Below are 26521 nucleotides of genomic sequence, written 5' to 3'. Positions count from 1 at the left end.
TCATATTATCCCGTTCATGGACAGGATGAACAGAATACAGCTGATCATGATCATAACAGTTACCAAAATCAATCCTGCAGGCCTTTTTTTACCTTGCTTTACAGATGCCGTAACGTAACCGCCTTTTCTTAATGCAGTTATAACAGGCTTGTACAGTAAAAACGTAAATCCCCCATTAAGCCCCGATTTAAGCAAATTAAATGGGAGAAATGCCGGAATCAGTAATTTAGCTACCGCTTCTCTTGGATATCCCATATAGAGCGGCGTGACAAGATAATTCCATAACATCATGACTGCAGTCATCGTCACACTTCCAACGGTCAGCCCGATGACAGCTCCTGTCAATGTACGTTTTCTCTTATAAATTGCCGAAGCAGTACAGGCGAATGAACAGGAGGAAATTATATTCATTATACAGCCAATAATCCCCGTTTCACTGACCGATAGCATTTCCAAAAAAGACACAATCACGGAAACAATACAGGAGGTCATCGGCCCCCATATCAGTCCGCCTAAGGCTATGACAGCATCTTTCGGATCATATTTTAAGAATAATACAACCGGAAAACGCCCGAAAACCATAACTACGTATGAAACTGCACACAACATTGCAATGGCCGTGATATTCTTCGCTTTGCTGTTCATGTTCTATCCTCGATCCCCTCAAAAAATCAGCATCTAAAAATGTCTTTCAGGTGCTCATAAACGTTATAGATGGTACAACCAGAGGCTTGCGGTCTTTACCGCCAGTCGGGTATATCACCCTGCCCTGAAGACCTCTTATTCCGTTGTTATAATCATCATACACACAAAAATCTCTGCTTGCAAGATGCAGGACCGATTTCGGAACTATTTCGGAAATGAGCAATCTAAAAGAAAAATTTTAAAAAAGTTGTTGAAAAACATTTTTAATGCATTTACCCTATAGATATGAGGAGGTAATCCCATCATTTGAGGAGGCAGAACCAGGCTGAAACGACAACAACGAATGGGTATCTAATAAAAGGTGCTTAATCATGGCTGCCCGACAACGGCGCCTAATGACAAAGGAGACGAACAATATGAATCAGGAAAAAATCGCTGCATTGGAAGAGATCATCGATAATCGTTACAGTAATACTGCCGGCATGATTGTTCTAAAGAATGGAGAAACACAGTACGAGGGCTATTTTAACGGATGCACGGCCGCCAGCTGCATCAACATTTTTTCGGTAACAAAAAGTATTATTTCTATCCTGATCGGCATCGCCGCCGACAGAGGGGAAATTCAGAGCGTCAACCAGAAGGTGCTGGACTTTTTCCCGGATTTCCCGGTTGAAAATTACAACAAAGGGGAAACAACGATACGGGATATAACGCTTCGGGATCTGATGACAATGACTGCCCCGTACAAACATCAGAAAGAGCCGTATCTGGAATATTTTACAAGGGATGACTGGGTAAGCACCGCGCTGGAATTATTGGGAGGGCCGGAGAAGGCAGGGAAATTCCGCTATACACCCTTTATTGGCCCGGATATCCTGTCCGGCATTCTGGTAAAGGCAACCGGACAAACCGTGCTCGATTTTGCGTCGGAACATCTCTTCGCCCCGCTCGGTATTACGGTGAAAGGCAATGTAACCCTGGAAAATGAAGAAGCACACTACGCCTTTATGAATGCCAGAGACGTAAGCGGCTGGGTGATGGACTCGAAGGGAATTCATGCGGCGGGATGGGGGCTGACACTCACGGCCAGGGACATGGCGAAAATCGGCCAGCTTTACTTAGACGGCGGCAAATGGGAGGGGAAGCAGATCGTCTCTGCCCAGTGGATTGCCGAAAGTACAAGGGAGCACAGCCGGTGGGAGGAGTTAAATCTGCCCTACGGATATCTGTGGTGGATCGCAGATGAGAATGCATTTGCAGCCATGGGAGACAGCGGTAATACAATTTACGTCAACCGGGAGAAAAAGCTTGTCATCGCCATCGCTTCTCTTTTCAAAGAAAATACCGGTGACAGAATGGACTTCATAAAAGAATGTGTGGAACCCATGTTTGCATAATCCGGACATGGAATTTCCGATTAGGAGTGTGATAGTAAATGCCGAACGCCATGTGGTTACTGTGTCCGATTTGTGGGAACAAGACACGAATGAAAGTAAGAGATGACACCGAACTAAAGAATTTCCCCCTGTACTGCCCCAAATGCAGACAGGAAAGTCTGATTGATCTAAAACAGCTTCAAATAACAATCATAAAAGAGCCAGACGCAAAGACGCAGAGCCGATAATTCAGAAGTTTATAAAACTTCGAATTACCGGCTCTTTCTATTTTGCACTCCAGCCGCCGGAGCAGGCCATCTGGTTATCATAAAAGCCAGCCTATTGCCTTCTCAAAATCATCCATGCAGTTTACTGCAAACTTCAGATGGCTGCCCCGGCGTTTTACACAGTGCTTCCATCTATCCTTCTGTTCATGAATGGTCGCTGACAAGCCAGGTCTTCCCTTCTTCCATATCCGTGCACAGATAATATCGCCCGTCGTCCAATACTCCCGCCTTTTTCATGGCACAGCGTAAGACTCTCAGACTTTTCCTGTCCGCGGCAATGGATAGTTTTACGATTCTGGGACTCAGCCGGCCTATGTGCCGCATCACAGCCTCCAGCACTTCAGGCGTTAAAGAAGTCTCATAGAGATCGATCATAATTCTGCGCCGTTCCGGAGATTCCAGTATAAAACGCTCCTCTTTCTCAATCATTCTATACAGAGACTCCGCATCATCAAAATAGCTTCCATAATGGATTCCGTGAAAATAACCGCCCTTGTAATAGTAAGGGCTTAAAGCACCGCTCGGTGACTTTCCTGACATAAGTTTCCCCCATTTCCCGATCCGCCTCACCGGACTTTCGCTTATTCATACTGGCCTGCTCCTATTTCGCAGTCAGTTCCTTCAGCACTTTCCCTTCCCGTATATGGCGGCACCACTCGATAGTCTTCTCCGTAACACTTATTCCGTAATAAAGAGTCGACATTTTATAGTAACAGCTGTCGAGATGATCCATATGACTGAGGCTCTTCTCTAAGGCTTCCAGCTCGCGCAGATAGCTTAAATACCGGGTGACTGTGTGATCGGAGACTTTGTCAATATCTGTCCCAGGGCCGCCATGGCAGGCCACACAGAGATCGGCCGAAAAGCATATTTAGGGATCGGATGTACGATCATCGACGATATCAGGGTTGGGGCCGAAACCATAGTGGGGGCCGGCGCCGTTGTCATCCGGGATATTCCGGATCATGCGGTTGTCGCAGGCGTTCCGGCAAAGGCAATCCAATAGACCTGGCTTCTCTGGGCTTACCGTATTTCGGTAAGCCTTTTTACCGCCTCTTCCCGGTCAGTGGTAAAGAACACATCCTTTCCATGATTACTCTCGTAGATGAAATCCTTCAGGGGCTTGCTTGTATATCTGGAAAAATCTCCGTAGACCGCGAACTTTATCCCATAATTTATAAACTTCTGCAAGATTTCGCCTGCCAGCCCTGTGCTGAGAATGAAAAATTCTTCTGCGATCGCCTTCTTATTTAGCGCAATCCTTTCACAACCAGTCTCATATTTCATGCTCATAATGAAATCCAGCGCCGACTGTGAGTCCCTGAGAATACATTCCCCGCTGTAAATAACTGCGGCTTTTACATGATTCATCGTTATAATTTCTGTCTGCATACCATATTTCTCCCTTTCCACCTTTTCACGCATTTTTCAGTCGTCATTTCAATGCCTTCAGTCCTTTGCGAAACCGGACAGTCCATTGAAGTTCGGCTTCATAGGACTGGCACAGATTATCATAGATCTGGTCCCATACATACTTCTCCTGCTCAGACCGGTTTGGAAAATATTTCTGACGCCTCTTCTCCTCCTGCCGCATTGCAATCTGCTTTCTGACCTGGACCTCATACCGGTCAAGCAGTTGGTCAATCTTTTCATTTTCCATCAGTCCGGCCCAGGAAATCTGAATCAGAAACGCTTTTTTAAACTCCGGAATTTCCGGCTCTGTCTCCAGAATCCATTCTTCCAGTGCCGCCTTTCCACTGTCCATGATTGAATAAACCTTCTTATTGGGCGCACTTTCCTGGTACTGTACCTCGTTTGTAACGTAGCCCATATTAAGAAGCTGTACCAATGCTTTATATATCTGATTGTTATTCCCCGACCAGTACATGACCGGCGAATCCTGCATCATGCGCTTCATGTCGTAACCCGTCATTGGCTTCCAGCTCAGCATTCCTAAAATTGTGTAATCGATTGTTACCATGATAATAATCCTCCTTTTTGATGATGAAACGGCATTTAGGTGTTATTGCCTTTAAGTATTATTGATTAGGTTCACACATCAATGATTTTATATGTTATTATTTTCATATGTTATTTATAACATACAATTACTTAGTATGTCAACGCCTTTTATTTTTATCTCCTACTCTCCCCACACGCATCACGAAAAAAGCAGCCAAACGTCTTCCATCCTAATGACAGAAAACCGTCCTGCTGCTTTCCCTCCGCTCCCTAATTAATACACGCTCCGCTTCAGAAGCAGATATAACGGAATCTCTATATTTGCATCCTCCAATATAAGATCCGGGTCTGTAATCTGATTCAGAGGATTATTACATAAATCCAGAACATGTTTGCCGCTTCCCGTATAAAGCCGGGAAATGCGTTCCAGCGTATCTCCCTTCCTGCATTGATACCGGTAAGGAAGCATCACAAAGGTGTCCACCATCTGTTCCCCCATTTTATAAAGGCTCTGAGAAACTTCGCTGTCCTTAAACTCCTCAAATACCAGCAGATATACAAAGTTCTCATCCCTTTCCATCTGAGGCATGTAAACCGAAGTGTAGCGGAGCCTGGTTTCTCCTTTTGCATAGTTGAATTTGTGATAATCACTCTGATGGCTTCCGGTTTCATCCCAGAGAACATCCTCCCTCAGGATTGGCGCCAGACGTGCCTTTACACGCTCCTGTTTTAACAGTTCTTCCAGCGAGTCCTCTTCCCCTACCGGCCTTCTGAGAAACAGGAGATAAAAACGGCCTCTGTCCGCTTCCCGAATTTCCGGAATCTCCATATCCTGACAGGGAGACTTACGAATATCCGGGAGAATCATATCCATCGATACGGATTCCTCGTATGCGTAAAGAAAGCCATAAGGCTGTCTGATCGTGTACATATCCGTGCTGATGGCCCTGCCGCCCTGGAACATATGATCAGCAAAACGCGTTCTCACTGAGTCGGAACTGACAAAATTGTATTTCTGGTAACTCTCTGAAGTAAACGCAGAAACCGCCCCGCCATTCTCCTCAAGCTGTTTTCTATACTGTTTATAAAATTCATCATATTCCAACACACTGTTCTGATGGGCTTCCCTGTAAGACCACGACCAATAGGATTCCGGCAGGCCCATGTAAACGGTACAATATGTAAATCCCGGTGTTCGGTATGGTTCAATATAATCCGCCCAGGCCGCCTCACTACCTGTCTGAACACTCTGATACAGCTTCGGCCGCAAAGTTTTCATTACCTTAAGATTCTCACGTTGAACCTGATCAGACAATTCCCGCAGCGACTCTTTTGTAACAGATGAAAAATTAATCGTATAAACAGGATAATAATTACAAAAATAAAACAGCCCAGTCTCATTGTCCCCTTGCACAAACCTCACATTCAGGCTGATCTCCTGCGGCAAAACAGTAAAAAACTCTTTTAGCTCCAGGCAGGCAGATGAGAACGATTCCATACATGTGGGCAAATCTCCCTGATTCTTATAAGTAATGAATAGATCACTGGCATATCTGTCGATATAATCAGACGCACCATAAGGGCTGCGTACTTCCAGGCTGCTGATTTCCAACTCCTGCATATAGGCATACTGTCGAAAAAGCTCATTAAGATAGTTATTGGAACAGACTATTTCCCGGTCTTCTTTCACGGTAACCCAGACCTGAAAAATCAGGAAATTTCCGTTGGGAGTCCATCTGGTGCAGTCAAGAACCGCAGAACCGGACTGTGGAAACGTGTCATCTCTCTCTTTGATCCAATCAATTTCCAGAGATTCGCCCGGGACCAGATATTGCTGCACCTTGGCCACAGCATCTTCCCACAATTGGCATTCTTCGTTGTCCTCTAAAGAATTATAAAATTCATCCCTGCTTTTTTCCGCTTTATTCCAAAAATAGTCGTCTTTTTCCAATACATTTTGACTGCTGGCTGACAGTACTGTTGAAAGTATCAGTATAGAAAATATGATCCTGAGTTTTTTCAATTCACCTCCCCCCTCCCATTCTCTTGTTTCCGGCTGCAGTACTACGCCTCCACAATATTCTGCAGCCATATCCCCTTTTTCACCAGCGCATACCCGATCACGCATTTAATAATCTCGATCATCTGGCATGCGAAATAGAGGGGAACGATCGGCACCGCCGTGTAGCGGCTCAGCACGTAGGCGCACGGAATGCTGACCACCCACATGAACACGCTGTCAAAGACAAAGGTCACAATCGTCTTCCCGCCGGAACGCAGGGTAAAATACGACGCGTGCAGAAATGCCCCCATCGGCATATACAGCGCAATCACCCGGATAAATGCCGTCGCCAGCGCCTTCACTTCATCCGTCGTATTGTAAATCATCGGGAACAGAGGGGCCAGAAGCGCCAGCACAGCGCCGATTCCAAGGCAGAGACACACGGAAAATGCAATCAGCTTCGTATCCGTATCCCGTGCTTCGTCCATCTTTCCTGCCCCCAGCAGCTGGCCGATGATGATGGCCACCGAGTTGCCTAAGGCGAGATACACCACATTGAATACATTTCCGATGGTGGAGGAAATATTGATTCCCGCCACTGCCGCCAGTCCGCGCACAGAGTAACACTGCATTAACGTCGCCATGCCGCCGGCCCACAGAACCTCGTTGACCATCAGGGGCATCCCCTTGATAACGATCTGCCTCACCAGACTTCCGGGTATGTACAGGCTGCGATACGCCCCTGTGATAAATGGATTCTTCTTTTTATGGCAGTGCGTCCATCGAATGACAATCCCTGCCTCGATAAATCTGGATATCACGGTAGCTACCGCCGCGCCTACTACGCCCAGCACCGGTGCGCCGAACTTTCCAAAAATAAGGATATAGTTTAAGACGAGATTCACAAGAACGGCCACGATTCCCGCTTTCATGGGGATAACCGTCTCTCCGCACTCCCTTAAGGTGCTGGTGTAAACCTGCTCGATGCCAAATGGAATCATCCCCAGAATCATGACCAGCATGTACTTGCGCCCCTGATCCAGCGCCAGAGCCAGCCCCGCCGCATCCTCTTCACCGTGAAGATACATAGATATAAAACTTTCTCCCCATACCAGAAACAGAAGGCCCGCCACGCCGATAATCAGGACGCTGAAAATAAGCTTAAAACGGAACGTATGGCGCACGCCCTCATGATTTCCACTGCCATAAAACTGCGCGCTGAAAATACCCGCGCCGGAAATCGCCCCGAAAATGCTGATATTAAACACAAACATCAGTTGATTCACGATGGCCACGCCGGACATCTGCTCCGTTCCCACCATTCCGACCATAATATTATCCAGAAGCCCCACAAAGTTCGTGATGCCGTTCTGAACCATAATCGGCACCGCGATCGCAAGTATCATCCGATAAAAAGCCTTGTTTCCAATATATTTTTTCATCTGTATATGCTGCGGAATCCGAGTCCGCAGTCCCCCTTATAACAGTCTCTTAATTGTCTCCAAAGTATATCATACTTTTTAATCTCTTACAATGCGGGAGCTCTCGAAATCCCCGGTTTTTTCCTCCCACTCCCGGAGCCGTGCCTCCAGCTCCAGACGTTTTTCCCGAAATTCCCCGTTGTGTGCCAGGTTCACCTCTTCCAGCGGATCTTCCGTTAAGTGGTACAGAAGCCACGGCATTCCGTGAAATCTCACATACTTCCAGCCATCCAGGGTCACGATTCCACGCCACGGCTGATCCACGCTGTCCGGTCCCCCGTTGGGCGCCACCGACTGGAGATATACGGAATCCGGAATTTCGTCGTGCGTTTCGCTCCGGTTTAACCGGCAGAAGGAGTAATCAAAGCCCTCCATCCAGTCTGGCTTCTCAATGCCGCACAATCCCAGCGTGGTCGGGGCGATATCCACATGGTTTATCATCACCCGCTTCACCGCCTTGCAGCCCCTTGCACCGTAATCCATCGGAATCTCTCCACCAATCAAAAACGGAATTCTCACCGCTTCCTCGTAAGGCGTCATCTTTCGGAACTGTCCGTGAGAACCCATCATGTCTCCGTGATCGCTGAAGTACATGACATGTGTCTGTTCCAGCAGCTTCCTGTCACGAAGCTTACCGATCACCCGTCCCAGATTCCAGTCCACATTTTCAATAATTCCATAGTACCCGGCCAGATCTTCGGCCGCCCGGTCCCTGACCTTTTGCAGCGACGGTACATTCTGCCTGAATTCAACGCTTCCTCTGCTCCTGCCTCCCATAAATTCAGGCGGCGCAATAAACGGATCGTGGGGCGGCTGAACCGAGATCACTGCAAAAAATGGCCGTTCCCTGTCTTCGTCCAGATATTGGAGCAAAAGAGCCGTAAGGGCGTCGGTCTCATAGCCCTCCAGCTTCTTCATCACCTCGCCCTCACCCATGGCTCCGTGTACATAGGAATCCCATGGACTGTTGTTATTCTCATATCCCAGCCACTTTTCAAAACCGCCTCTCCGCTCTTTCGGGATGAGATGGAATGCCGCCCTGCCCTCGCTCTCGTGAAATCCATCCAGATGCCATTTCCCCAGGTAAAGAGTCTCGTAACCATGTTCCCGGAATACACTGGCAACCGTCGGCAGCTTCGGATCCAGCGGATATTCATGGCCCGGCACACAGTGGTGCGGATAGCGGCTTGTCAGCATGGACCCCCGAAACGGGCTGCACAGCGGCATGCCGGAATACGCCATTTCAAAGTCACAGCCGGTGCGGGCCAGCCAGTCCATGTTGGGCGTTGACACATTGGGATCACCGTGAATTCCCATCGCCTGCCCCCTGTGCTGGTCGCTGATGAACCAGATAACATTTTTCCGTCTCTCCTTCGGCCCCTCTTCGGCCGCGTGATTCATTCCGAATCTCGTTTCCTCTCCAACTGATAATCCCATCTTTCCCCTCCATAAATAGTGTCAAACAGTTTTAACGCTCTCCCGCACACGCTCTGCACAAGCCGCCGCGGCAATCAGAAAAGCGCACAGATTTCGTTTCCAGCCATTGCTGAAATCTGTACGCCTTCGCCGCAAAATTCTGTTCTGCCTCCCAGGCCATTGCGTAATCACAGGCAGAATCGCCTGTCCCTATTATACCGAAATCAATCACACCGCAAAGGCTTCCGTCCTTTACCAGAAGATTCCCCGGGGAAACTGCGTGTCAATTCATTTACGAACTAACTCTGTTGATATTACCATCCTATTTCTCTCCAAACACGAAAAACTCTTCTTCCTTCAGTTTCAGCATCAACGCGGAAAACAGGCTGTTGGCCCAGGCAAACCAGGAGCGGGTAAACCGGGTGGGATCATCTTTGTGGAAGCTCTCATGCATGAAGTAAAACCCCGCGTGCGTTCCGGCCAGCTGCTCTAAGCAGGCCAGTATCTCCTCCCGGTCAGCCGAGGTCAGCGCGCGCATGACAATCGCGATATGCCATATGTAATCCTGCGGCGTATGGGGGCTTCCCACACCATCCGCACAGGCGCCGCGATAGTAAAACGGGTTATCCCCGGACAGTATGAATTTTCTCGTATTGACATAGAATTCATCCTCACAGCCGCAGTAATGTAAGTACGGCATGGCTAAAAGGCTGGGAGAGTTGGCGTCATCCATCAGATTATAATGGCCCAGTCCGTCTGTCTCGTAGGCGTACATCTTCCCGCAGCGCGGATGCTCCACCATTCCAAACGCTTCAATTCCCTCCTGGATCTGCTTCCTCGTCTTCGCATATTCCTCTGCCAGGGAAATGTTCTTTAATACCTTCCGGAGTATCTCCTCCCCATACCCCAGCGCAACCACTGCCATCATATTGGAAGGAATCAGATAGCCATACGTGCAGCAGTCATCGGATGGGCGAAAGCCAGACCAGGACATTCCCGTACGCCCCACCGGATTCCCCTGTCCGCCGCACGGAAGTGTGTCGGTCTCCGGGCAGTCGGACCGCTCAAAGGTATAGGCTGAATTATCATGATCCTGCTCGGTTTTTACCACCGTCAGTAGTACGGCCATCATCCGTTCAAATTCTTCTGTAAAGATATCGGCACAGCCCGTCTCCTTCCAGTAGGCATGCGCCAGATAAAGGGGCGCACAGAGGGAATCCAGCTCGTATTTCCGCTCCCATACCCAGTCGTTTAACTGCGTTTTATCCTGGTGGCCTCTGCCGTCCGGAACCTCGTTAAACGCATTGGCATACGGATCCGTCAAAATCTGACTCGCCTGTTTTCCTATAATGCCACGCAGAATTGCCCGCAGCTTCTCGTCCTTTGCTGCAAACGGCACGTAGTGCATCACCTGAAAAGAAGAGTCGCGGAGCCACATGGCCTCGATATCTCCGGTGATTACGAAATACTCCTCTTCCCCCAGCTTCTTTACTGTCGTATCAATGGTATTTAAAAAACATGGTTTCACAAGCGGCGCCAGCGGCGGGTACGCTTTACTATAGTAATTTTCCAGCTCGTCAGCTGTCTCTGTCAGTATTTCCGGTCTCTCTATCATTTTTCCTCCATTCAGCCTGTGAGTGCTCTTGAAAATTTTCTTCCCCCCATCTTAGTGGCTGCAAAACTGTCTCAGTCTAATTGCTCGCGGGTATAATCTTATACGGAATCAGCACCGGCTCGATATTCCGGCTGCCATTTAACTGATCTCTCACAAGGGATACACTCGTCTGTCCCATGGCGATCTCGTCCTGGCTGATATGGGTAAATTCCTCTTCCCCGGTTATATTGTCATAGCCGTCGAAGCATACAATCGTATACTTCTCCTCCACGCCCAGCTGCACGAGAGAACTCCGGATGATTCTGGCAATATCGTATTCCACCGCGAAAAATGCCGTGATATCCGGATGGCTTCCGATAAATGCCTTCACCTTATCATAGTCCTCGCGGAGCGATTCCTCCGTGCGGTGGGACGGCAGCGTCGCCTTTAAATCCGTCAGCCACATGGACTCATTCGTGGTCAGACCGTGTTCTAAATGGCTGTCCAGAAAGCCCAGATGACGGTCTGCGATCGTAGGGGTGTCCACTCCGCAGTGGGACGCAAAGCAGATATTCCGATGGCCCTGGTCCAGGAGCCAGTCCGTCAGTTCCCTGGCCGCTTTCTGGTTGTCCGTCCCCACGTACGATACCGGAACGCCTTTCAGCCTCCGGTCTAAAAGTACGATGGGGTACTCCTCCACCGCCAGTTTCAGCACAGTCGAGTTAAAATTCTCTCCGTGCACACACATGATGATGATTCCCTGTGCGCCCAGGGAAAGCATCCGGTCCACTGCCCGGCTCTCCTCTTCCCTGCTGCCATTGGTACAGTGAAGCACCATGTAATATCCCAGTTCCCTGCAGGTCTTCTCAATTCCCAGAATCAGCTTATACCCGTAGCTGCCGCCAAAACCGTCCATGATCACACCGATCACCGGAGAATCCGTCTTTGTCTCCTGTGGAAGCGACTCTGCCGCCTGCTCCCAGGAGTCATTGACAAACGATCCCTTCCCCGGCATCCGAATGATAATGTTCCGCTCCGCCAGCATATCCATCGCCTTTTTTCCTGTTATCCTGCTCACATTATAGATTCCACACAGTTCTTTCTCAGAAGGGAGCCGCACACCGGTCTCATACTTCCCTGACCGTATGTCATTTAATATCTCCAGATAAATTCTTTCATATAATGGCTTTCCCTTCATGACTTCCTCCATTCTTCACAATGATATATCATTTATATAATACCATGTGTCCTTACAGGAGTCAAACGGCTCCCGCTCCCTGGTCAGCACCTTGCCGCCATCTCCATCACCATGATTCCGCTCAGATGCTGGGCCAGATCCACAGTTCCTGTCTTCGGCTCATCCCAGCTGCCGCCGACCAGCCCCTCCCGGTTCATTCCCCGGCTCGCCACGGTCTCCGCGTGGAAGTGAATCATCTCCCGGATCTCAGGCTCATTTTTCTTCTCCCCATAGAGTTCACAGCAGTAACGGAAGAAAATCCCCCGGAACAGCCCGCAGTCATCCGGTCCCTCATATGGGATTAAACCGCCGTGGCTGTCGGCCAGCCTCCGTTTTGCCTCCCGAAAGGTGGCAAGCGCCATCTCGTAATACGCCTCATCCTTTGTGATATGGTAGTACTCCAAAGCTGCCTGCATAAATACGCCCTGACAGTACGTAAACTCCCACTCATAATCTACTTTTCCGTCGCCCAGCCGGTTGATTCCGTCCCAGACAAATCCATTGTCAGGATCCACCAGATGGCGTAAATTCCACTGAAATATCCGCTCGCCCCACTCCAAATCCTCTGGCCTTCCAAATCTCTGATATAAACGGAATGCCAGGATCGCCGCAGGTGCGTTGGCAGGCGTATTTTTATAATCCAGCTGCTTTTTCTGCCAGGCCAGTCCGCCGCCCATATGATCGTTCCAGGCCGTCTTCACATCTTCCCAGATCGTAAATACCTGGTCTCTGCATGCGTCGTTTTCTGTCACATCCCAGAGACGCAGAAGCGCCAGGGCGATCCACTCCATGTCGTCATACCAGTTGTGGAGAAAGGTCTGGTGATTGGCGTTCCAGGTGCCGGTCAGCTCCTTCCTGATCCGTTCCATGTATACGCCATCCCCGGTGCGTAAGTATCCGTCCAGCAGGGCGTCTACCGTATGGGCATGCCACCAGTATACAAAGGCTTCCTCCTCTTTTCTCGGAAAATGGTGCTCATAATACTGCTTCTCTTCATCCCAGTAACAGCGCTCCAGCGCTTCCTGGGCCAGGTTTAATGCATCGTTTAAGTTTGCCATCGTTCTGTCTCCTCTTTATTCTCGCGGGAAGCGTTATTTAGAAGCTGCTTCCGCCAAAATCTTATCGCCCTGTTTCTGAGCCGTGGCCAGAGCCTCTTCTGCGGAGAGCGTTCCGCCCACAAACAGATCCAGCTGCGGCCGAAGTGCCAGACCTTCCACATCGGAGTATCCCGGAACCGGCATTCTCGTCGTAGCATACAGCATGGTCCTGGAAAATACGGATAAAATCTCGTCGTTCATGAAGTAATCGTCTGCCGCCGCGTTTTTATTGGCTGGAAGATTGGCACTGAGCTTCGCAAATTCCACGCCGTTTTCCGGCTGTGTCGTCCACCATTTGATGAAGTCCCAGGCGGCATCCGGATTCTTTGCCTTGCTCGGAATTACCAGGCCGAATCCGCCCATAATCGCGGACCGCACTCCTCCGGGTCCCTCGGGCTGTTCCAGTACACCGTAGGAGATTCCCGACTCATCTAAGGATTTGAGCGCCCACGGCCCGTTGAAGCAGATGGCTACCTTGCCTGCCTTAAAGCCGTTACCCCCGAAGCCATCCTCGAAGCCCAGATCATAGACCTTCTCCTGATTCAGCAGTTCATCCCAGTAATTCAGCACAGCCAGTCCCGCCTCGGAATTGAATGCGGTAACCGGTGGCGTCACCGTATCATCCACCATCTTTCCGCCCGCCTGGAGAATCCAGTTATTGAAAAGCCCCGGATCCGACAGGGAAAAACCGGACTGCTCCAGCTTTCCGCCTGCATCTCTCTTTGTAAGTGCCGCTGCGGCGGTCTTTAAGGCATCCCACGTACTGATTTCCTCCGGATTCACTCCGGCTTCCTTTAAGAGGTCCTTATTATAGAAGAGAATTCTCGTATCCACCGTCAGGGGAACGCCATACTGTTTGCCGTCGTTTCCCTTCATTTCTTCGACTGTGGGCTGGTAAAACTGATCCATATCCACCTTGTCGCCGGCTATGTAGTCATCCAGCGGCATAAACGCTCCCTTTGCGGCGTATGTTGCCGTGGTAAAACGATCCCACATAACGATGTCCGGCACGTCCCCTCCGGCGATGGCGGTTACTAACTTCTCCTCCATACTGTCCTGTACTGCGTATGTCACGTGGTACTTCTCCTGGGAATTGTTGTAGTTCTCAGTCATCTGGTTGATGTACTCCACTGCGTCGCCGCTCATGGAGCCCCACATGGTCACTTCCTGCTTTCCAGCCGCCTCAGAGCCCTTCTCACCATTTCCGCCGTTGCCCGTGCTGCATCCGGCCAGCAGACCTGTCGCTACCGTGGCCGTCAAAACGGCCGCCATTAACTTTTTCATATTCGTTTTCTCCTTTTTTCTGGTTTGAATATTATTTATTTTCCTCCGCTGAAGGCAATTCCTTCCACGTAGTATTTCTGCGCAAATAAGAACAGCAGGACCATGGGCAGGGTGGCGATCACCGTGCCTGCCATCAGCGGGCCGTACTGGGTATCATACTGGTACTGAAACGTGGCCAGCCCCACCTGAACCGTCTTCATCTTATCGGAGTTCAGCACGATGAGAGGCCACATAAAGCTGTTCCAGCCCGACTGGAATGTCATGATCGCCAGCGTAATGGCCGCAGGCTTGATCAGCGGAAAGTAAATCTTCGTGAATATCTTAAACTCTCCGCAGCCATCGACTCTGGCAGCCTCGGCCAGCTCGTCCGGCAGAGTCTCGAAGAACTGCTTCATAAAAAATACTGCAAATGCCCCTACCGCTCCCGGAATGATGATGGCAAAGTAGCTGTTGATAAAACCGTTTCCGCCTTGTCCGAATAAGTTGTTGCCTCCCACCAGAGGAAAGAATTTTAAAACAAGGAACTGAGGAATCATGGTGGCGACCGCCGGGATCATCATCGACGACAGCAGGATCAGAAACGACACCTTTCTACCCTGAAATTTAAGCTTTGCAAACCCGTATCCCGCCAGCGCACCGAAGAATAAGTTTGTCGCCACACCGCTGGCCGCCAGGATAAAGGAATTCATAAAATACCTGGCAAACGGCATGGTTCTGAATACCTTCGCATAATTGGACAGTGTAAATTTCGAGGACAGCAGGGACAGGGAGTTGGAGTAAATCTCCGCCTCCGGCTTAAACGATGTGGATACCATCCACAGGAACGGATACACGGTGGCAAGAGATATCAGGACCGCTCCCGTATACCATAAAATACTCTTTGTACGTCTTTTCACTTCACGGCTGTTCATCTTCTTCCTCCTCTCTTAAATATCCGCATTGTTCAGCCTGGTATTCAATACGGAAAACACCAGGATAATCAGAAACAGGACCATGGAAATGCTGGAGGCGTAGCCCATATTCAGATTATTGAAGCCATTGTTATAAATGTAATAGACCAGTGTGATCGTGGCGTTGCCAGGGCCTCCTCTCGTCAGGATAAACGCCTGGTCAAACACCTGAAAGCTGGAGATAATCAGCATCGTCGTCACCAGAAACGTGGTCTTGGAGATGGACGGCCATGTGATGTGCGTAAAAATCTGCCACCGGTTGGCGCCTTCTACTCTGGCGGCCTCATACAGAGACTGGGATACCCCTTTCAAACCGGATAAGAAGATCATCATATTTGTCCCGAATCCCGCCCAGAGACTCATCATAACCACGGCCAGCATGGCCCACCGGCTGTCGTAGAGCCAGGCAGGCCCCGAAATGCCAAACAGCTCCAGAACTCCGTTCAACAGGCCCAGCTGCGGATTCAGAATCCAGAACCACAGTGTGGCGGTCGCCACCGTGGAGGAAAGCACCGGCAGATAAAAAAACGTCCGGAAGACACTCACGAACTTCCGGTTTACATTTAAGTACAGGGCCGCTCCCAGAGAAAGGAGCAGGCCGCCCGGCACATACAGCAGCGTATATACGCACGTGTTCTTGAGGGCAATCCAGAAAAATTCATCATTTATCATCTTCCTGTAATTGTACAGCCCCACAAACCGGGGCGCGTTCACAATATCGTAGTCGGTAAAGCTGATCACCACCGCCATAATAATCGGAATAAAGGTGAATAAGAAAAACAGAAGAACCGGCGGTGCAGTAAAGACTCTTCCCATAACATTCTGATTTCCAAATCCGTGCCTGTTCCTTCTTCTTTCATCATTTTTTATGTAATTCAAAATACCTCCCCCTTCTCTCATGGTAAAATGTTCCAAATAGATGGTATATTTCTATACAGCAGCTGTTTCATTTAAATATAATATAGCATTGTCATATATCAAAGTCAACATTTATTATATCGTTTATATTTTTTATATCATTCATATCATTTAAAATAAATTTATGAATTCTGACCTCGCACTTTATCCAAAATTAAAATTAAAAAAAATCAGGTAAAAAAGCTGCCGCAGTCTGGCCTGCAGTGCATTCTTTACCTGATTTTTCAGACAATTATTCTTTATTCTGCTTTTCCTTCCAGCCCCATAATCTTCTCAACCCGCACCAGATGCTTGCCCCCAAGGAACTCCGCTCCCAGATACGCGTTTACCAGCTCCCACGCCAGCTCGATTCCCACCGTTCTGGCTCCCAGCGTGATGATGTTGGCATTGTTATGCTCCTTCGCCATCCTGGCCGAAAACGTATCGGTCACAAGCGCGGCGCGGATACCATCCACCTTGTTGGCCGCAATGCTCATACCGATCCCTGTTCCGCACACCAGAACCGCGCAGTCATACTCCTTGTCCACAACTCCCCTGGCCGTCTCCACGGCTATGTCCGGATAATCCACTTCGGTGACACTGTAAATTCCTTTATCTGCAACTGTGTGGCCGGCGGCAGTCAGCCTTTTTTTCAGTTCTTCCTTCATCTCATAACCGCCGTGGTCACATCCAATTCCTATTCTCATGCTTTAATCCAGCCTTTCTTTATCGATTTACGATTCTCTAATTTTCTTTTCTCGGAGGGGCAATCGTATCTCCCTGCTGAATGGAACAGGAACATACCATGGTCTCCAGCAGTTCCTGCTTCCTGCTCCCGTCGTCCTCGATCAGCTCGATCAGCCTGACGGTTCCCTTGTAGCCATACTCATACCGATGGGTATCCACTGTTGTAATCTGCGGCGCAAAATATTTCAGACACTCCACGCCATCCACGCCGAATATGGACAAGTCCTCCGGAACCTTAAGTCCCAGTTCTCTGGCGGCCGCATTACAGCCAATTGCCAGGGTATCATTTACGCACATCACAGCCGTAATCTGAGGCTGTTCCTTTAAGAGCTTCTTTGTGCTGCGGATACCATCTTCTATGAAGAAACCGCCGTTCACGATATACTCCGGATGGTATAAACCGTACTGCTCCAGCGTCTTCCGGTAGAAATCTTCCCTTCGCTCCGCCACCCAGTATTCCGGATAGCCGGAGATACAGCCAATATGCTTATGGCCCAGCGCCGCCAGCTTGCTCAGCAGGCCGTCCACCTGTTCTCCCTCGGAGGTATAGATTAACGGGAATTCGCCCCATTCCATAAACCGGTTGCAGGATATCATCTTGATGCCCGAGTCCGCGATCATTAAAAGTCTCTTCTTTGCTTCCTCTGAGATCCGCGTACTGCCGGTGATAAAAAAGCCATCCACCTTCTGGCTGGCCGCCTTATCGATCTGCTCCACAAAGTCCTGATCCTGCCCGGACAGGTCATAGATTATGACGCTGTAATTCCGGTCCTTGGCTGCCGCCTCCACCCCCTTTATAATCTCCGGGAAAAACGGGTTTGCGATATCTCCTACAAAAAGGGCTATGGTATAGCTGCGATTCGTCTTCAGCGATTTGGCCGCAATACTCGGGATATAGTCCACTTCCCTGGCGGCCGCCATCACCTTCTCTTTCGTCTTTTTGGTAATGCAGTCCTTTCCGTTTAAGACCATGGACACGGTCGCTGTAGACACGCCCGCTACTCTTGCAATATCTTTAATTGTCGCCACACCATTTCCCCCCTTCGTCTGTCTGCTGCTTATGATAAATTCCGTTACTTATAAATCCATCTGCTTCTCTCCGGCTGCCCTAAGCGCCAGTTCCTGGTACTCCCTGCAGTCCTGTTCGAGCCCATTTCTTCCTTCAAACACACCAAACGCCCCCGACACCAGGATATCCGCCCCCTGCTTTAACAGGGTAACGGTATTCTCCCGATCCACGCCGCCGTCGGCTTCGATCAGATAGGAAAGCCCCATTTGCTCCCGCATACTCTTAAGCTTTCTCACCTTTTCCACGGTTCCCTCCAGGAACTTCTGACCGGAAAATCCGGGTTCCACGCCCATCACCAGTACAAAATCCAGGTAAGGAAGCGTCCCTGCAAGCAGCTCAGGTGACTGGGCAGGATTCAGCACCACGCCGCCCTTCATGCCGTTTTCCCGTATCTGATTCAGCATTCGGATCGGAAAATGGGTCGCATCAAAATGAAAGCTTACATAATCCGCTCCGGCCGCCGCAAGCGGCTGGATATAGGCCTCCGGATTCGTCACCATTAAGTGGACATCCAGAAGAAACGAGTAGTTTTTCCGGATTCGCCCAACCATCCCGGTATCGAAGCAGAGATTCGGCACGTAATGGCCATCCATAATGTCGATATGCAGAATCTTAATTCCTGTTTTCTCAAGTATATCTAAATCTTCCTTAAAATTCAAGGGATTCCCGCAGGCCAGTGTAGGATTAACGATCAGATCCCCTTGTCTCATTGTTTTTCCCTCCTTCTTATAAGCACTTAAGCGGGCACTGCCGGCCCGCTTTCGTACCTGTTCAGCCGTGCATCTTCATGTTTTCAAACAACACGAAAACAAGAAGCACGGATAACACACTTTTCCATGCAAACTGCCGCACGGCTGATTCTTTACCTTAAATTTACGAACCGGGAATACGGTTTGCCGTTGGCGGCCGGTCCCTCCGCCTTTCCGATGAAGCCGGCCAGAACGATAAGACTGGCTACATACGGAATCATTTCAATAAACTCGTGAGGCACCGGGAAATTCGGTATCATCTGAACATATATCTGGATTGCCTCAAATAAACCGAAGAACATAGCAGAGAAAAATGCTCCCACCGGGTTCCATTTCCCCATGATTACTGCACCCAGCGCCAGATAACCACGACCAGAAACCATTCCGTCCTGATAGAGATTCATCTGCCCGAGAGACAGGTAAGCACCGCCCAATCCGCCTAAGAAGCCTGACGCCAGTACGGAGAAGTACCGTATCTTCGCAACGCTGATTCCCGCTGTCTCCGCCGCCTTCGGCTGCTCGCCCACCATGGTGATGCGAAGTCCCAGCGGCGTGTGCTTCAAAATATACCAGACCACAAACAGCATAATAAATGCAATATAAACGAAAGGTGAAAGCTTGGCTAAAAACTCTCCCACGACCGGTATGTACGCCAGGATCGGCGTGGTCGGCAGGGCGTTTACCTGGGCCGAGTTGCCTGCACTCTTAAAGATGGCATTTAATCCCACTGCGGAAAAACCGTTGGCCAGCATGACGAGGGCCATGGCGCTGATATTCTGGGCGCCGCCGGCTGTTACCGCGATAAACGAGTGAATCGCTGAAATGGCAATCCCCATAACGACCGCGCAGAGAACGCCGATCCAGGGATTTCCGGTGAAATAACTGCCCACGACCGCGGCAAAGGCGCCGGCGGTTAAAATTCCTTCCAGACCAATGTTGGTAACACCGGAACGCTCGGACATCGTACCGCCGAGAGCAGTAAGGGCGAGAGGCGTCCCCATCCGAAGGGTTGACAACAGTAGAATCGAGATCATTCCTGTCATGCCAGTTTCCTCCTTTCGAGACGTACATGGTTTATGTAGTAACGGATCATATAATCACAGCCCAGGAAGATAATAACCAGACCCTGAATAATATCCACGATATCCTGGGAGATTCCCAGCTGAATCTGCATAGCCAGCGCACCGTTTCTCATGGCTCCCAGGAGAAAGGCTGAGAAGAAAATTGCAATGGGATTGCCGTTTGCCATCATGGCAACGGGAATTCCATTGAAGCCGTATCCCGGAGAAAAGCCCTCCATCACACGGTATAAACTTCCCGATACCTCGATTCCGCCTGCCAGTCCGGCCAGCGCGCCGCTTAAAACCAGAGCCATGAACATGTTTTTCTTAATATTGATTCCACCCACGCGGCTGGCGTTTGGATTGGAACCGACCGCTCTCATCTCATATCCGGTAGTCGTCTTATTAAGCAAAAACCAGCATGCGGCAATCATTACCAGCGCAATGACAAATCCCAGGTTTAAAGACAGCGGCCGCGGCAGAATCTGCGGCAGCTTCGCCGTCTCGGCAATCGCCGATGTCGCATTAAAGGTAGCCCCCGGCTCCTTGAACGGTCCGCAGACAAAATACTGAACCAGAGAAGTCGCAATATAGTTCAGCATTATGGTTGCGATCACCACATGAACATTTCTCGAATACTTTAAAAATGCAGCAATAAACGCCCAGAACATGCCTGCAATCACGGCTGCCGCCAGACAGAGCAGAATGTGAAGAGGCGCAGGCAGGTGGAAGGTGAAGCCTACGTAGCCGGCGGCAAACGCGCCCACCAGGAGCTGCCCCTCGGCACCGATATTGAACACGCGGCTCTTCTGAGCTACCGCCACGGCGAGACCGGTTAAGATTAACGGCACTGTCTTGGTTAAGGAAACCGTCAGCGCCACCGGTGTTCCCACGGCGCCCTTAATCAGCACAGAATACGCTTTAAATGGGTTCTCGCCCATGGCTGCTATGATAATTCCTCCTACCAGAAAAGCAAATACGATCGAAATAATGGAAATGGCGACCTGCATCAGCACACCGTTTAAGCCATCTTTCTTTTTTTCGTTCTTCTTCTCCTTCGTCATGCTTCCTCCTCCTTTCCGGTCACATGCCCCAGCATCATGAGCCCCAGTTCTTCTCTCGTTGTCTTATGGGCATCTACGATTCCCACAATTTTTCCTTTATGAATAACCGCAATCCGGTCGCTTAAGGACAGAATCTCATCCAGCTCCAATGATAAAAGCAGCACGGCCTTTCCCTGGTTTCTCTGCTCCACCAGCGCCTTGTGTATGTATTCTATCGCTCCTACGTCCAGGCCTCTGGTGGGCTGAACCGCCAGGATTGCCTTCGGTCCTCGGAAAATAGCTCTTGCAATTACGATCTTCTGCTGGTTTCCGCCGGACAGCGTGGACGCTGCCGAATCTACACCGGAGCACCGGATATCAAACTGTTCCCTTAAACTCTCCGCCGTCTCCCCGATCTCCTTTTTCTTCATGATCAGCCCGTGCTTCGCAAACAAAGGTTTCCTGTGCTGTCCGAGAATCACATTTTCCGCAATGGAGAAATCCAGTACCAGTCCGTCTTTGTGGCGGTCCTCCGGGATATATCCGATTCCCATATCCTGAACCATTCCCGTAGGACGGTTTTTAATGGATTCTCCGTCGAGGCGGATATCGCCTTCATCCATATTCCGCAGTCCGCAGATCATCTCCACCAGTTCCTCCTGGCCGTTGCCGTCCACTCCGGCGATTCCCAAAATCTCTCCAGCTTTCACGGAAAGGCTTAAGTTATCCACCTTCTTAATGTTTTTGCTGTTCTTATAAGACACATGGTCAATCTTTAATATCTCCCTCGGTGCCTTCATCTCCTCGCGGGCGCCTCCTCCCAGGGAGATATCTCGTCCCACCATCATCCGGGTCAGTTCCTCCGGCGTGGTCTCACTGGTCTTCACCGTTCCGATCACCTTGCCAAGCCGGATTACTGTTACCTGATCCGATATCTTCATGACCTCGTTTAACTTATGACTGATGAAAAGAATCGTCTTTCCCTGCTGTTTGAGCTTTAACAGAATATCGCAGAACTCATCGATCTCCTGTGGTGTCAGCACGGCCGTGGGCTCGTCAAAGATGAGAATTTCCGCGCGGCGGTATAATACCTTCAAAATCTCCACCCTCTGCTGCATGGTCACTGACAGATCGCCGACCTTCACCGCCGGATCAATCTTCAGACCGTACTGATCGGACAGCTCGGCAATCTGCTTTTCCGCCGTCTTCCGGTCCAGCTTAAGCGCCGATCCGGTCTCCTGGCCCGCGATGATGTTTTCCGCCACCGTAAGCTTTGGAACCAGCATGAAATGCTGATGCACCATGCCAATGCCTTTGGCAATGGAATCTCTTGAGCTGGTGAATTTAACCTGCTCCCCGTTGATCCGTAATTCTCCTGAGGTCGGCGTATAGAGACCGTAGATCATATTCATCAGAGTCGTCTTACCCGCGCCGTTTTCCCCTGCCAGCGCATGGATCTCTCCCTTTTCTACGGAAAAAGAAATCTTATCGTTGGCCGTAAACTGGTTGAACCGTTTCGTCAGTTCCTTTAATTCAATTGCATATTCCATATCGCTACCCCTCTCCTGGCTATGAGCATTTAGCGCCCGTCTATCAGACGCTTACGTGCGATGCATGTCATTTCATCTCGATACGGGTTCTATTTTACATATGCGTTATATTCGTCCTGAGTAGCCGGAACTTTAATGGTTCCATCTACAATCTGTTTTTTAATCTCTTCTACTTTATCCCTGATATCCTCGGGAACTGACGTCTTCATGGCCTCCTCAGTGGAGTACATTAAATCCACGCCGCCATCCTTTAAGCCGTATTCGCTCTGCTCGCCCTTCAGCGTTCCGTTTACCATTTTTTCCACCATGGAATAAGCGACATTGTCCACACGCTTTACCTGGGAAGCCACGATCTTGTCAGGCATCTGGTTAAACTGTCCGTTGGCTGCGCCAAAGCTCCACTTGTCGGCGCCGGCTTCCTTAGATGCCTGGAACACGCCTAAGTTGCATGCGCCTGCGGACGGCGCCACATAGTCGCAGCCATCGCTGAACATCATGGTAGCGATCTCTTTTCCCTTACCCACGTCGCTGAAGCTTCCGGTATAGGAGGAAGTAACCTTTACCTCCGGGTTGGAATACCATGCCCCGGCCATATATCCATACTGGAAACGGTCCTGAATCACGCCGCTGACACCGCCGATAAAGCCGATCTGGTTTGTCTTTGTCAAATATCCGCCAAGAGCGCCGAGTAAAAATGCCGCCTCATGCTCACGGTAACTGGACGAAACCACATTTGATACGCCCTCCACCTGAACATCCAGAAGTCCGAAAAATGTATCCGGATACTCTGCGGCTACTTCCGTCACCGCGTCCTTGATCGTGGAACTCGGTGTAATGATCAGATCACAGCCCTGCTGTGCCAGGCTTCTCAAGCTGTTTGCAAAGTCTGCTACTTCCTTAACCTCCAGTGTCGTCAGCTCGATCCCAAAATCTGTCTTCGCCTTCTCCAGTCCTTCCAGCGCAACGTCGTTGAAGCTTTGGGAACCGAAGCCGGCGCCGTCCGCCATCAGTGCGACCTTGTATGTCTTCTCCCCTGTTCCTTCCGTCTTTCCACTGCTTCCCGCGTCATTCGCTGCTCCGCCTCCGCATGCTGTCAAAGAAAATGCCATAACTCCCGCCAGTACCGCTGCTAATACTTTTTTCATTTTATCTTCTCCTTTTACTCTAGGTTCATCCGCCTTAAAGGCAGCGAAATCTCTTTCAGAATGTTCAATAAGATTTAAGCGCCTCAAAGAAAACCTTCATCACTCCGTCTCTGTCAACAGAATCAATATAGTCGATGTTCTTCTCTTCCTCGCTCTTACTCAAGATATCCTCATAGTCAATCATGGTAAAGCCTTCCGTAAGCGGTCCCTTCGTCTCCACGTCTCCGTAGTATCTCGTGGAGTGAAACAGTTCCGGATTCGTCACATACGCCGCCGTGCACAGGTCATGGATGCATAACCCTTTAAAACGCTTATGGCCGTTTACATTCTTTTTCTCCTGGCTCCAGTAGAAGCTGCACATGGTATAGACCATTTCTGCCACTGGATTTTCGATGGTTCCGACGATTTCCAGCTCCTCCTCTGTCAGATAAGCTTCCCTGGTGGTATCCAGCGGACACATAAAGAACGGAACGCCGCCCTTCATAACGATCCTTGCCGCCTCAGGGTCCACCCACACGTTGAATGTCGCAACCGGAGTCGGATTTCCGCTGAAAACAGATCCTCCCATAAATACGATCTTCTCGATCTTTTCCTTACAGTCCGGGTGCTCCAGATAAAGCTTTGCAATATTGGTAAGCGGCGCCAGCGCCAGTATCGTGATCTTCTCTTTTGATTCCATCAGCTTCTCATATAAAAATTCCACCCCTCCGGTCTCCACAGGGCCGTAATCCACGGGATTGTCAAATGTAAATTCTCCCAATCCGCTGTCCCCGTGAATCTCACTGGCATCACGGTACGAACGCTCAAGGGGCGCTGCTTCTCCGGCCGCCACCGGAATCTCGCCTCTGCCCATATAGGCCAGACCATTGATGGTATTATACGTTGTGTACGGCAGAGACACATTTCCCGCCACGGTGGTGACTCCCCGGATATCCAGCTGCTTCGACGAAAGTGTCAGTACAAAGGATATCATATCATCAATTCCTGTATCGCAGTCTATGATTACCGGTATTTTATCCATTGATTTCTTCCCCCTGTTCTTCAAAGCTTTTCAGTGCTTCGAAATAGATCTTCAAGACACCTTCCCTGTCAACGGAACGGATAAAGGTGACATTCCTCTCTTCCTCCGGCACCTGTCTGATATTTTCATAATCCAGAACTGTAAATCCCAGAGTCAGTTCTCCCTCCGTCTCCACATCTCCCTGATATTTCACGGTCGTGAAAAGCTGGGGATCCGTTACATACGCTGCTGCACAGAGATCGTGGATACACAGGCCCTTAAACCGCTTATCTGCGTTGTTGTTCTTATTCACAGCATCATTGTAAAAACGGCACATCTCATAGTTCATCTGAGCAACCGGATTGCTGATTTTCCCGATGGATTCGATATCCTCTGCTGTCAGATATAACTCCCTGGTTGTATCCAGAGGACACATGTGGAAAGGAACGCCGCTCTTCATCACATATCTTGCTGCTTCCGGATCCGCCAGCACATTGAAGGTGGATACCGGAGTCGGATTGCCGGTTCTCAAAGAACCTCCCATAAACACAATCTTATCTATCTTTTCTCCTGCCTCCGGATGATCCATCAGCAGCCTTGCCACATTGGTAAGCGGTGCGATCGCAAGAATCACAACCTTTTCTTCTGATGCGGCCAGCAGGCTTCTCATCAGTTCCACTGCGTCCACATCTTCCGGCTGTTTTGCCGTCATTTCAGCGAACCGGTACGTTCCCAGACCGTTTTCGCCATGTATGTATCCGGCATCCCGAAGCGGTCTCGAAAGCGGCTTTTCTGCACCTCTTGCCACCGGAATGTCGGTTCTTCCCATGATAGTGACTCCGTTTAATGTATTCTGTGTGGTGATATCCACTACCTGATTTCCTGCTGCCGTGGTGATTCCCAGAATGTTAAGCTTATCCGAAGTGAGTGTCACAGCAAAGGAGATCATATCGTCGATTCCTGTATCGCAGTCAATGATTACCGGGATCTTATTCATTTGTCTTCCTCCATCAGTTTTAATGCGGTCTCAATAAGATTTTCTGCCGTCAGTCCATAGCTCTCCATCAATTCCCCCAGATCGCCGGACTGTCCGAATTTATCCTGAATACCGACGCGTTTCAAACGGCATCCGCCGCATTCTGAAAGAACTTCCGCCACCGCTGATCCCAATCCTCCGATTACCGAGTGTTCCTCAGCCGTCACCATACATCCGCATGATTTACCGTAGCGGATCAGTGTCTCCTTATCCAGAGGCTTGATGGTATGTACATTTAAAACCGCAGCGTGTATTCCCTTTTCTTCCAGAGCCTCTGCCGCATGCAGCGCTTGTGCCACCATAACCCCCGTGGCTGTAAAGCACACATCTCCGCCTTCGCGGAGCACGTCGATCTTACCGATCTCCGTATGGCTTCCCTCTTTGGTCACCGTCTCCACCGGGTGCCTCGACATCCGGATATAAGCCGGTTGATCCATATCTTTCATCTGTAACACCATGTCAAGAGCCTGCCTGTAATCACAGGGGCTTAAAACCGTCATGCCCGGAAGCACCCGCATCAGGGCAATATCCTCGATTGTCTCATGGCTTCCACCATCAGAATTCGGAGAAAGTCCCGCATGTGTAGCCACGATCTTCACCGGCGCCTTTGCATAGCAGATTGCATTGCGGATCGGTTCATAGGCACGTCCCGCTGCAAACAGGGCAAAGGTCGATGCAAATGGCTTCAGCCCGCTTATCGCCATCCCTGCTGCCGTTCCCATCAGATTCTGCTCCGCGATCCCCATATCGAAGAACCGATCGGGATACTTCGCGGCAAATTTGCTGGAGGATGTCGCTTTCGCCAGATCCGCATCCAGAACCACAACGCTTTCGTCCTCTCCCATCTTAAGCAGGGCGTCTCCGTAAGCCTCTCTCATTGCTGGTTCAGTCAT

The 26521-nt window shown here is 49.8% G+C and carries 28 protein-coding genes; 3 read left to right on the top strand and 25 right to left on the bottom strand.

Going from position 1 to position 26521, the window contains the following annotated elements:
• Positions 1-645 (bottom strand): ECF transporter S component, encoded by a 645-nt coding sequence (locus tag H8S75_RS26335; RefSeq protein ID WP_187024068.1) that lies wholly within the window; start codon positions 643-645, stop codon positions 1-3.
• A gap of 416 nt (positions 646-1061) precedes the next feature.
• Here H8S75_RS26335 and H8S75_RS26330 point away from each other — a divergent pair, with 416 nt between their 5' ends.
• Positions 1062-2042 (top strand): serine hydrolase domain-containing protein, encoded by a 981-nt coding sequence (locus tag H8S75_RS26330; protein WP_187024067.1) that lies wholly within the window; start codon positions 1062-1064, stop codon positions 2040-2042.
• A 38-nt stretch (positions 2043-2080) separates the two neighbouring features.
• Positions 2081-2269, top strand: coding sequence for a cysteine-rich KTR domain-containing protein (locus H8S75_RS26325; RefSeq protein ID WP_432764203.1), 189 nt, complete (start codon positions 2081-2083; stop codon positions 2267-2269).
• 183 nt (positions 2270-2452) lie between these two features.
• Here the strand turns inward: H8S75_RS26325 and H8S75_RS26320 are convergent, their stop codons facing one another.
• Together H8S75_RS26320 and H8S75_RS33420 are read right to left on the bottom strand one after the other, a co-directional pair.
• A complete protein-coding gene (locus H8S75_RS26320; protein ID WP_187024066.1) occupies positions 2453-2848 on the bottom strand; it encodes an STAS/SEC14 domain-containing protein in 396 nt (131 codons plus the stop codon).
• Between the two features lie 61 nt (positions 2849-2909).
• A complete protein-coding gene (locus H8S75_RS33420; protein WP_349768994.1) occupies positions 2910-3155 on the bottom strand; it encodes a hypothetical protein in 246 nt (81 codons plus the stop codon).
• Here H8S75_RS33420 and H8S75_RS26315 point away from each other — a divergent pair.
• Positions 3105-3314, top strand: a complete 210-nt coding sequence (locus H8S75_RS26315) for an LbetaH domain-containing protein (RefSeq protein ID WP_243270469.1) — start codon at positions 3105-3107, stop codon at positions 3312-3314. The genes H8S75_RS33420 and H8S75_RS26315 overlap by 51 nt on opposite strands.
• Positions 3315-3331: 17 nt before the next feature.
• Here the strand turns inward: H8S75_RS26315 and H8S75_RS26310 are convergent, their stop codons facing one another.
• From H8S75_RS26310 to H8S75_RS26205, 22 genes are all read right to left on the bottom strand, one after another.
• Entirely contained in the window at positions 3332-3700 is a 369-nt protein-coding gene (locus H8S75_RS26310; RefSeq protein WP_187024065.1) for a DUF4180 domain-containing protein, read from the bottom strand.
• A gap of 43 nt (positions 3701-3743) precedes the next feature.
• Positions 3744-4289, bottom strand: a complete 546-nt coding sequence (locus H8S75_RS26305; protein WP_187024064.1) for a PadR family transcriptional regulator — start codon at positions 4287-4289, stop codon at positions 3744-3746.
• Between the two features lie 255 nt (positions 4290-4544).
• Positions 4545-6293 (bottom strand): hypothetical protein, encoded by a 1749-nt coding sequence (locus H8S75_RS26300; RefSeq protein ID WP_187024063.1) that lies wholly within the window; start codon positions 6291-6293, stop codon positions 4545-4547.
• A gap of 41 nt (positions 6294-6334) precedes the next feature.
• Positions 6335-7714 (bottom strand): MATE family efflux transporter, encoded by a 1380-nt coding sequence (locus tag H8S75_RS26295; protein WP_187024062.1) that lies wholly within the window; start codon positions 7712-7714, stop codon positions 6335-6337.
• Positions 7715-7792: 78 nt separating this feature from the next.
• Positions 7793-9190 carry a sulfatase-like hydrolase/transferase gene (locus H8S75_RS26290; protein WP_187024061.1) on the bottom strand — a complete coding sequence of 466 codons (1398 nt, stop codon included), beginning with the start codon at positions 9188-9190 and terminating at the stop codon, positions 7793-7795.
• 31 nt (positions 9191-9221) lie between these two features.
• Positions 9222-9428, bottom strand: coding sequence for a hypothetical protein (locus tag H8S75_RS33650; RefSeq protein WP_207729226.1), 207 nt, complete (start codon positions 9426-9428; stop codon positions 9222-9224).
• Positions 9429-9491: 63 nt separating this feature from the next.
• Positions 9492-10784, bottom strand: a complete 1293-nt coding sequence (locus tag H8S75_RS26280) for a glycoside hydrolase family 125 protein (RefSeq protein ID WP_187024060.1) — start codon at positions 10782-10784, stop codon at positions 9492-9494.
• 76 nt (positions 10785-10860) lie between these two features.
• Positions 10861-11961, bottom strand: a complete 1101-nt coding sequence (locus H8S75_RS26275; protein WP_002602559.1) for a GntR family transcriptional regulator — start codon at positions 11959-11961, stop codon at positions 10861-10863.
• Between the two features lie 83 nt (positions 11962-12044).
• On the bottom strand, positions 12045-13058 hold the full coding sequence (locus H8S75_RS26270; RefSeq protein ID WP_187024059.1) for a glycoside hydrolase family 76 protein: 1014 nt from the start codon (positions 13056-13058) through the stop codon (positions 12045-12047).
• Between the two features lie 33 nt (positions 13059-13091).
• Complete coding sequence (locus H8S75_RS26265; RefSeq protein ID WP_187024058.1) at positions 13092-14381, bottom strand: ABC transporter substrate-binding protein; 1290 nt, start codon at positions 14379-14381, stop codon at positions 13092-13094.
• 35 nt (positions 14382-14416) lie between these two features.
• Positions 14417-15292: a carbohydrate ABC transporter permease gene (locus H8S75_RS26260; protein ID WP_187024057.1), complete on the bottom strand. Its 876-nt coding sequence runs from the start codon at positions 15290-15292 to the stop codon at positions 14417-14419.
• Positions 15293-15307: 15 nt separating this feature from the next.
• Entirely contained in the window at positions 15308-16210 is a 903-nt protein-coding gene (locus H8S75_RS26255) for a carbohydrate ABC transporter permease (protein WP_207729222.1), read from the bottom strand.
• Between the two features lie 278 nt (positions 16211-16488).
• Positions 16489-16935, bottom strand: a complete 447-nt coding sequence (rpiB, locus tag H8S75_RS26250) for a ribose 5-phosphate isomerase B (protein ID WP_187024056.1) — start codon at positions 16933-16935, stop codon at positions 16489-16491.
• 37 nt (positions 16936-16972) lie between these two features.
• A complete protein-coding gene (locus tag H8S75_RS26245) occupies positions 16973-18004 on the bottom strand; it encodes a LacI family DNA-binding transcriptional regulator (protein WP_187024055.1) in 1032 nt (343 codons plus the stop codon).
• Between the two features lie 48 nt (positions 18005-18052).
• Entirely contained in the window at positions 18053-18754 is a 702-nt protein-coding gene (locus H8S75_RS26240) for a ribulose-phosphate 3-epimerase (protein WP_187024054.1), read from the bottom strand.
• Between the two features lie 152 nt (positions 18755-18906).
• Entirely contained in the window at positions 18907-19836 is a 930-nt protein-coding gene (locus H8S75_RS26235) for an ABC transporter permease (RefSeq protein WP_187024053.1), read from the bottom strand.
• Positions 19833-20918: an ABC transporter permease gene (locus H8S75_RS26230; RefSeq protein ID WP_187024052.1), complete on the bottom strand. Its 1086-nt coding sequence runs from the start codon at positions 20916-20918 to the stop codon at positions 19833-19835. The genes H8S75_RS26235 and H8S75_RS26230 overlap by 4 nt, the downstream gene beginning before the upstream one ends.
• On the bottom strand, positions 20915-22447 hold the full coding sequence (locus H8S75_RS26225) for an ABC transporter ATP-binding protein (RefSeq protein WP_187024051.1): 1533 nt from the start codon (positions 22445-22447) through the stop codon (positions 20915-20917). The genes H8S75_RS26230 and H8S75_RS26225 overlap by 4 nt, the downstream gene beginning before the upstream one ends.
• An 89-nt stretch (positions 22448-22536) precedes the next feature.
• The gene (locus H8S75_RS26220) at positions 22537-23592 is read right to left on the bottom strand and encodes a BMP family lipoprotein (protein ID WP_187024050.1); all 1056 of its coding nucleotides are present in this window, start codon (positions 23590-23592) and stop codon (positions 22537-22539) included.
• 64 nt (positions 23593-23656) lie between these two features.
• Complete coding sequence (locus tag H8S75_RS26215; protein ID WP_187024049.1) at positions 23657-24613, bottom strand: nucleoside hydrolase; 957 nt, start codon at positions 24611-24613, stop codon at positions 23657-23659.
• Positions 24606-25589: a nucleoside hydrolase gene (locus H8S75_RS26210; RefSeq protein ID WP_187024048.1), complete on the bottom strand. Its 984-nt coding sequence runs from the start codon at positions 25587-25589 to the stop codon at positions 24606-24608. Before H8S75_RS26210 ends, H8S75_RS26215 begins: the two co-directional genes overlap by 8 nt.
• Positions 25586-26521, bottom strand: coding sequence for a transketolase family protein (locus tag H8S75_RS26205; protein ID WP_187024047.1), 936 nt, complete (start codon positions 26519-26521; stop codon positions 25586-25588). The genes H8S75_RS26210 and H8S75_RS26205 overlap by 4 nt, the downstream gene beginning before the upstream one ends.

Source organism: Hungatella hominis, assembly GCF_014288005.1.
Taxonomy (GTDB): domain Bacteria; phylum Bacillota; class Clostridia; order Lachnospirales; family Lachnospiraceae; genus Hungatella; species Hungatella effluvii.
Note: the sequence above shows the minus strand (reverse complement) of the source record. Positions and strands in the feature narration are given on the sequence as shown.

Bases quoted from the DNA above. Each gene is read 5' to 3' on its own strand.
- H8S75_RS26320 (WP_187024066.1), bottom strand. From the start codon at position 2,848: ATGTCAGGAAAGTCACCGAGCGGTGCTTTAAGCCCTTACTATTACAAG.
- H8S75_RS26295 (WP_187024062.1), bottom strand. From the start codon at position 7,714: ATGAAAAAATATATTGGAAACAAGGCTTTTTATCGGATGATACTTGCG.
- H8S75_RS26290 (WP_187024061.1), bottom strand. From the start codon at position 9,190: ATGGGATTATCAGTTGGAGAGGAAACGAGATTCGGAATGAATCACGCG.
- H8S75_RS26240 (WP_187024054.1), bottom strand. From the start codon at position 18,754: ATGAGACAAGGGGATCTGATCGTTAATCCTACACTGGCCTGCGGGAAT.
- H8S75_RS26305 (WP_187024064.1), bottom strand. From the start codon at position 4,289: ATGGTAACAATCGATTACACAATTTTAGGAATGCTGAGCTGGAAGCCA.
- H8S75_RS26265 (WP_187024058.1), bottom strand. From the start codon at position 14,381: ATGAAAAAGTTAATGGCGGCCGTTTTGACGGCCACGGTAGCGACAGGT.
- H8S75_RS26275 (WP_002602559.1), bottom strand. From the start codon at position 11,961: ATGAAGGGAAAGCCATTATATGAAAGAATTTATCTGGAGATATTAAAT.
- H8S75_RS26325 (WP_432764203.1), top strand. From the start codon at position 2,081: ATGCCGAACGCCATGTGGTTACTGTGTCCGATTTGTGGGAACAAGACA.
- H8S75_RS26225 (WP_187024051.1), bottom strand. From the start codon at position 22,447: ATGGAATATGCAATTGAATTAAAGGAACTGACGAAACGGTTCAACCAG.
- H8S75_RS26220 (WP_187024050.1), bottom strand. From the start codon at position 23,592: ATGAAAAAAGTATTAGCAGCGGTACTGGCGGGAGTTATGGCATTTTCT.
- H8S75_RS26205 (WP_187024047.1), bottom strand. From the start codon at position 26,521: ATGACTGAACCAGCAATGAGAGAGGCTTACGGAGACGCCCTGCTTAAG.
- H8S75_RS26235 (WP_187024053.1), bottom strand. From the start codon at position 19,836: ATGACAGGAATGATCTCGATTCTACTGTTGTCAACCCTTCGGATGGGG.
- H8S75_RS26230 (WP_187024052.1), bottom strand. From the start codon at position 20,918: ATGACGAAGGAGAAGAAGAACGAAAAAAAGAAAGATGGCTTAAACGGT.
- H8S75_RS26270 (WP_187024059.1), bottom strand. From the start codon at position 13,058: ATGGCAAACTTAAACGATGCATTAAACCTGGCCCAGGAAGCGCTGGAG.
- H8S75_RS26280 (WP_187024060.1), bottom strand. From the start codon at position 10,784: ATGATAGAGAGACCGGAAATACTGACAGAGACAGCTGACGAGCTGGAA.
- H8S75_RS26215 (WP_187024049.1), bottom strand. From the start codon at position 24,613: ATGGATAAAATACCGGTAATCATAGACTGCGATACAGGAATTGATGAT.
- H8S75_RS26310 (WP_187024065.1), bottom strand. From the start codon at position 3,700: ATGCAGACAGAAATTATAACGATGAATCATGTAAAAGCCGCAGTTATT.
- rpiB (WP_187024056.1), bottom strand. From the start codon at position 16,935: ATGAGAATAGGAATTGGATGTGACCACGGCGGTTATGAGATGAAGGAA.
- H8S75_RS26330 (WP_187024067.1), top strand. From the start codon at position 1,062: ATGAATCAGGAAAAAATCGCTGCATTGGAAGAGATCATCGATAATCGT.
- H8S75_RS26260 (WP_187024057.1), bottom strand. From the start codon at position 15,292: ATGAACAGCCGTGAAGTGAAAAGACGTACAAAGAGTATTTTATGGTAT.
- H8S75_RS26210 (WP_187024048.1), bottom strand. From the start codon at position 25,589: ATGAATAAGATCCCGGTAATCATTGACTGCGATACAGGAATCGACGAT.
- H8S75_RS26335 (WP_187024068.1), bottom strand. From the start codon at position 645: ATGAACAGCAAAGCGAAGAATATCACGGCCATTGCAATGTTGTGTGCA.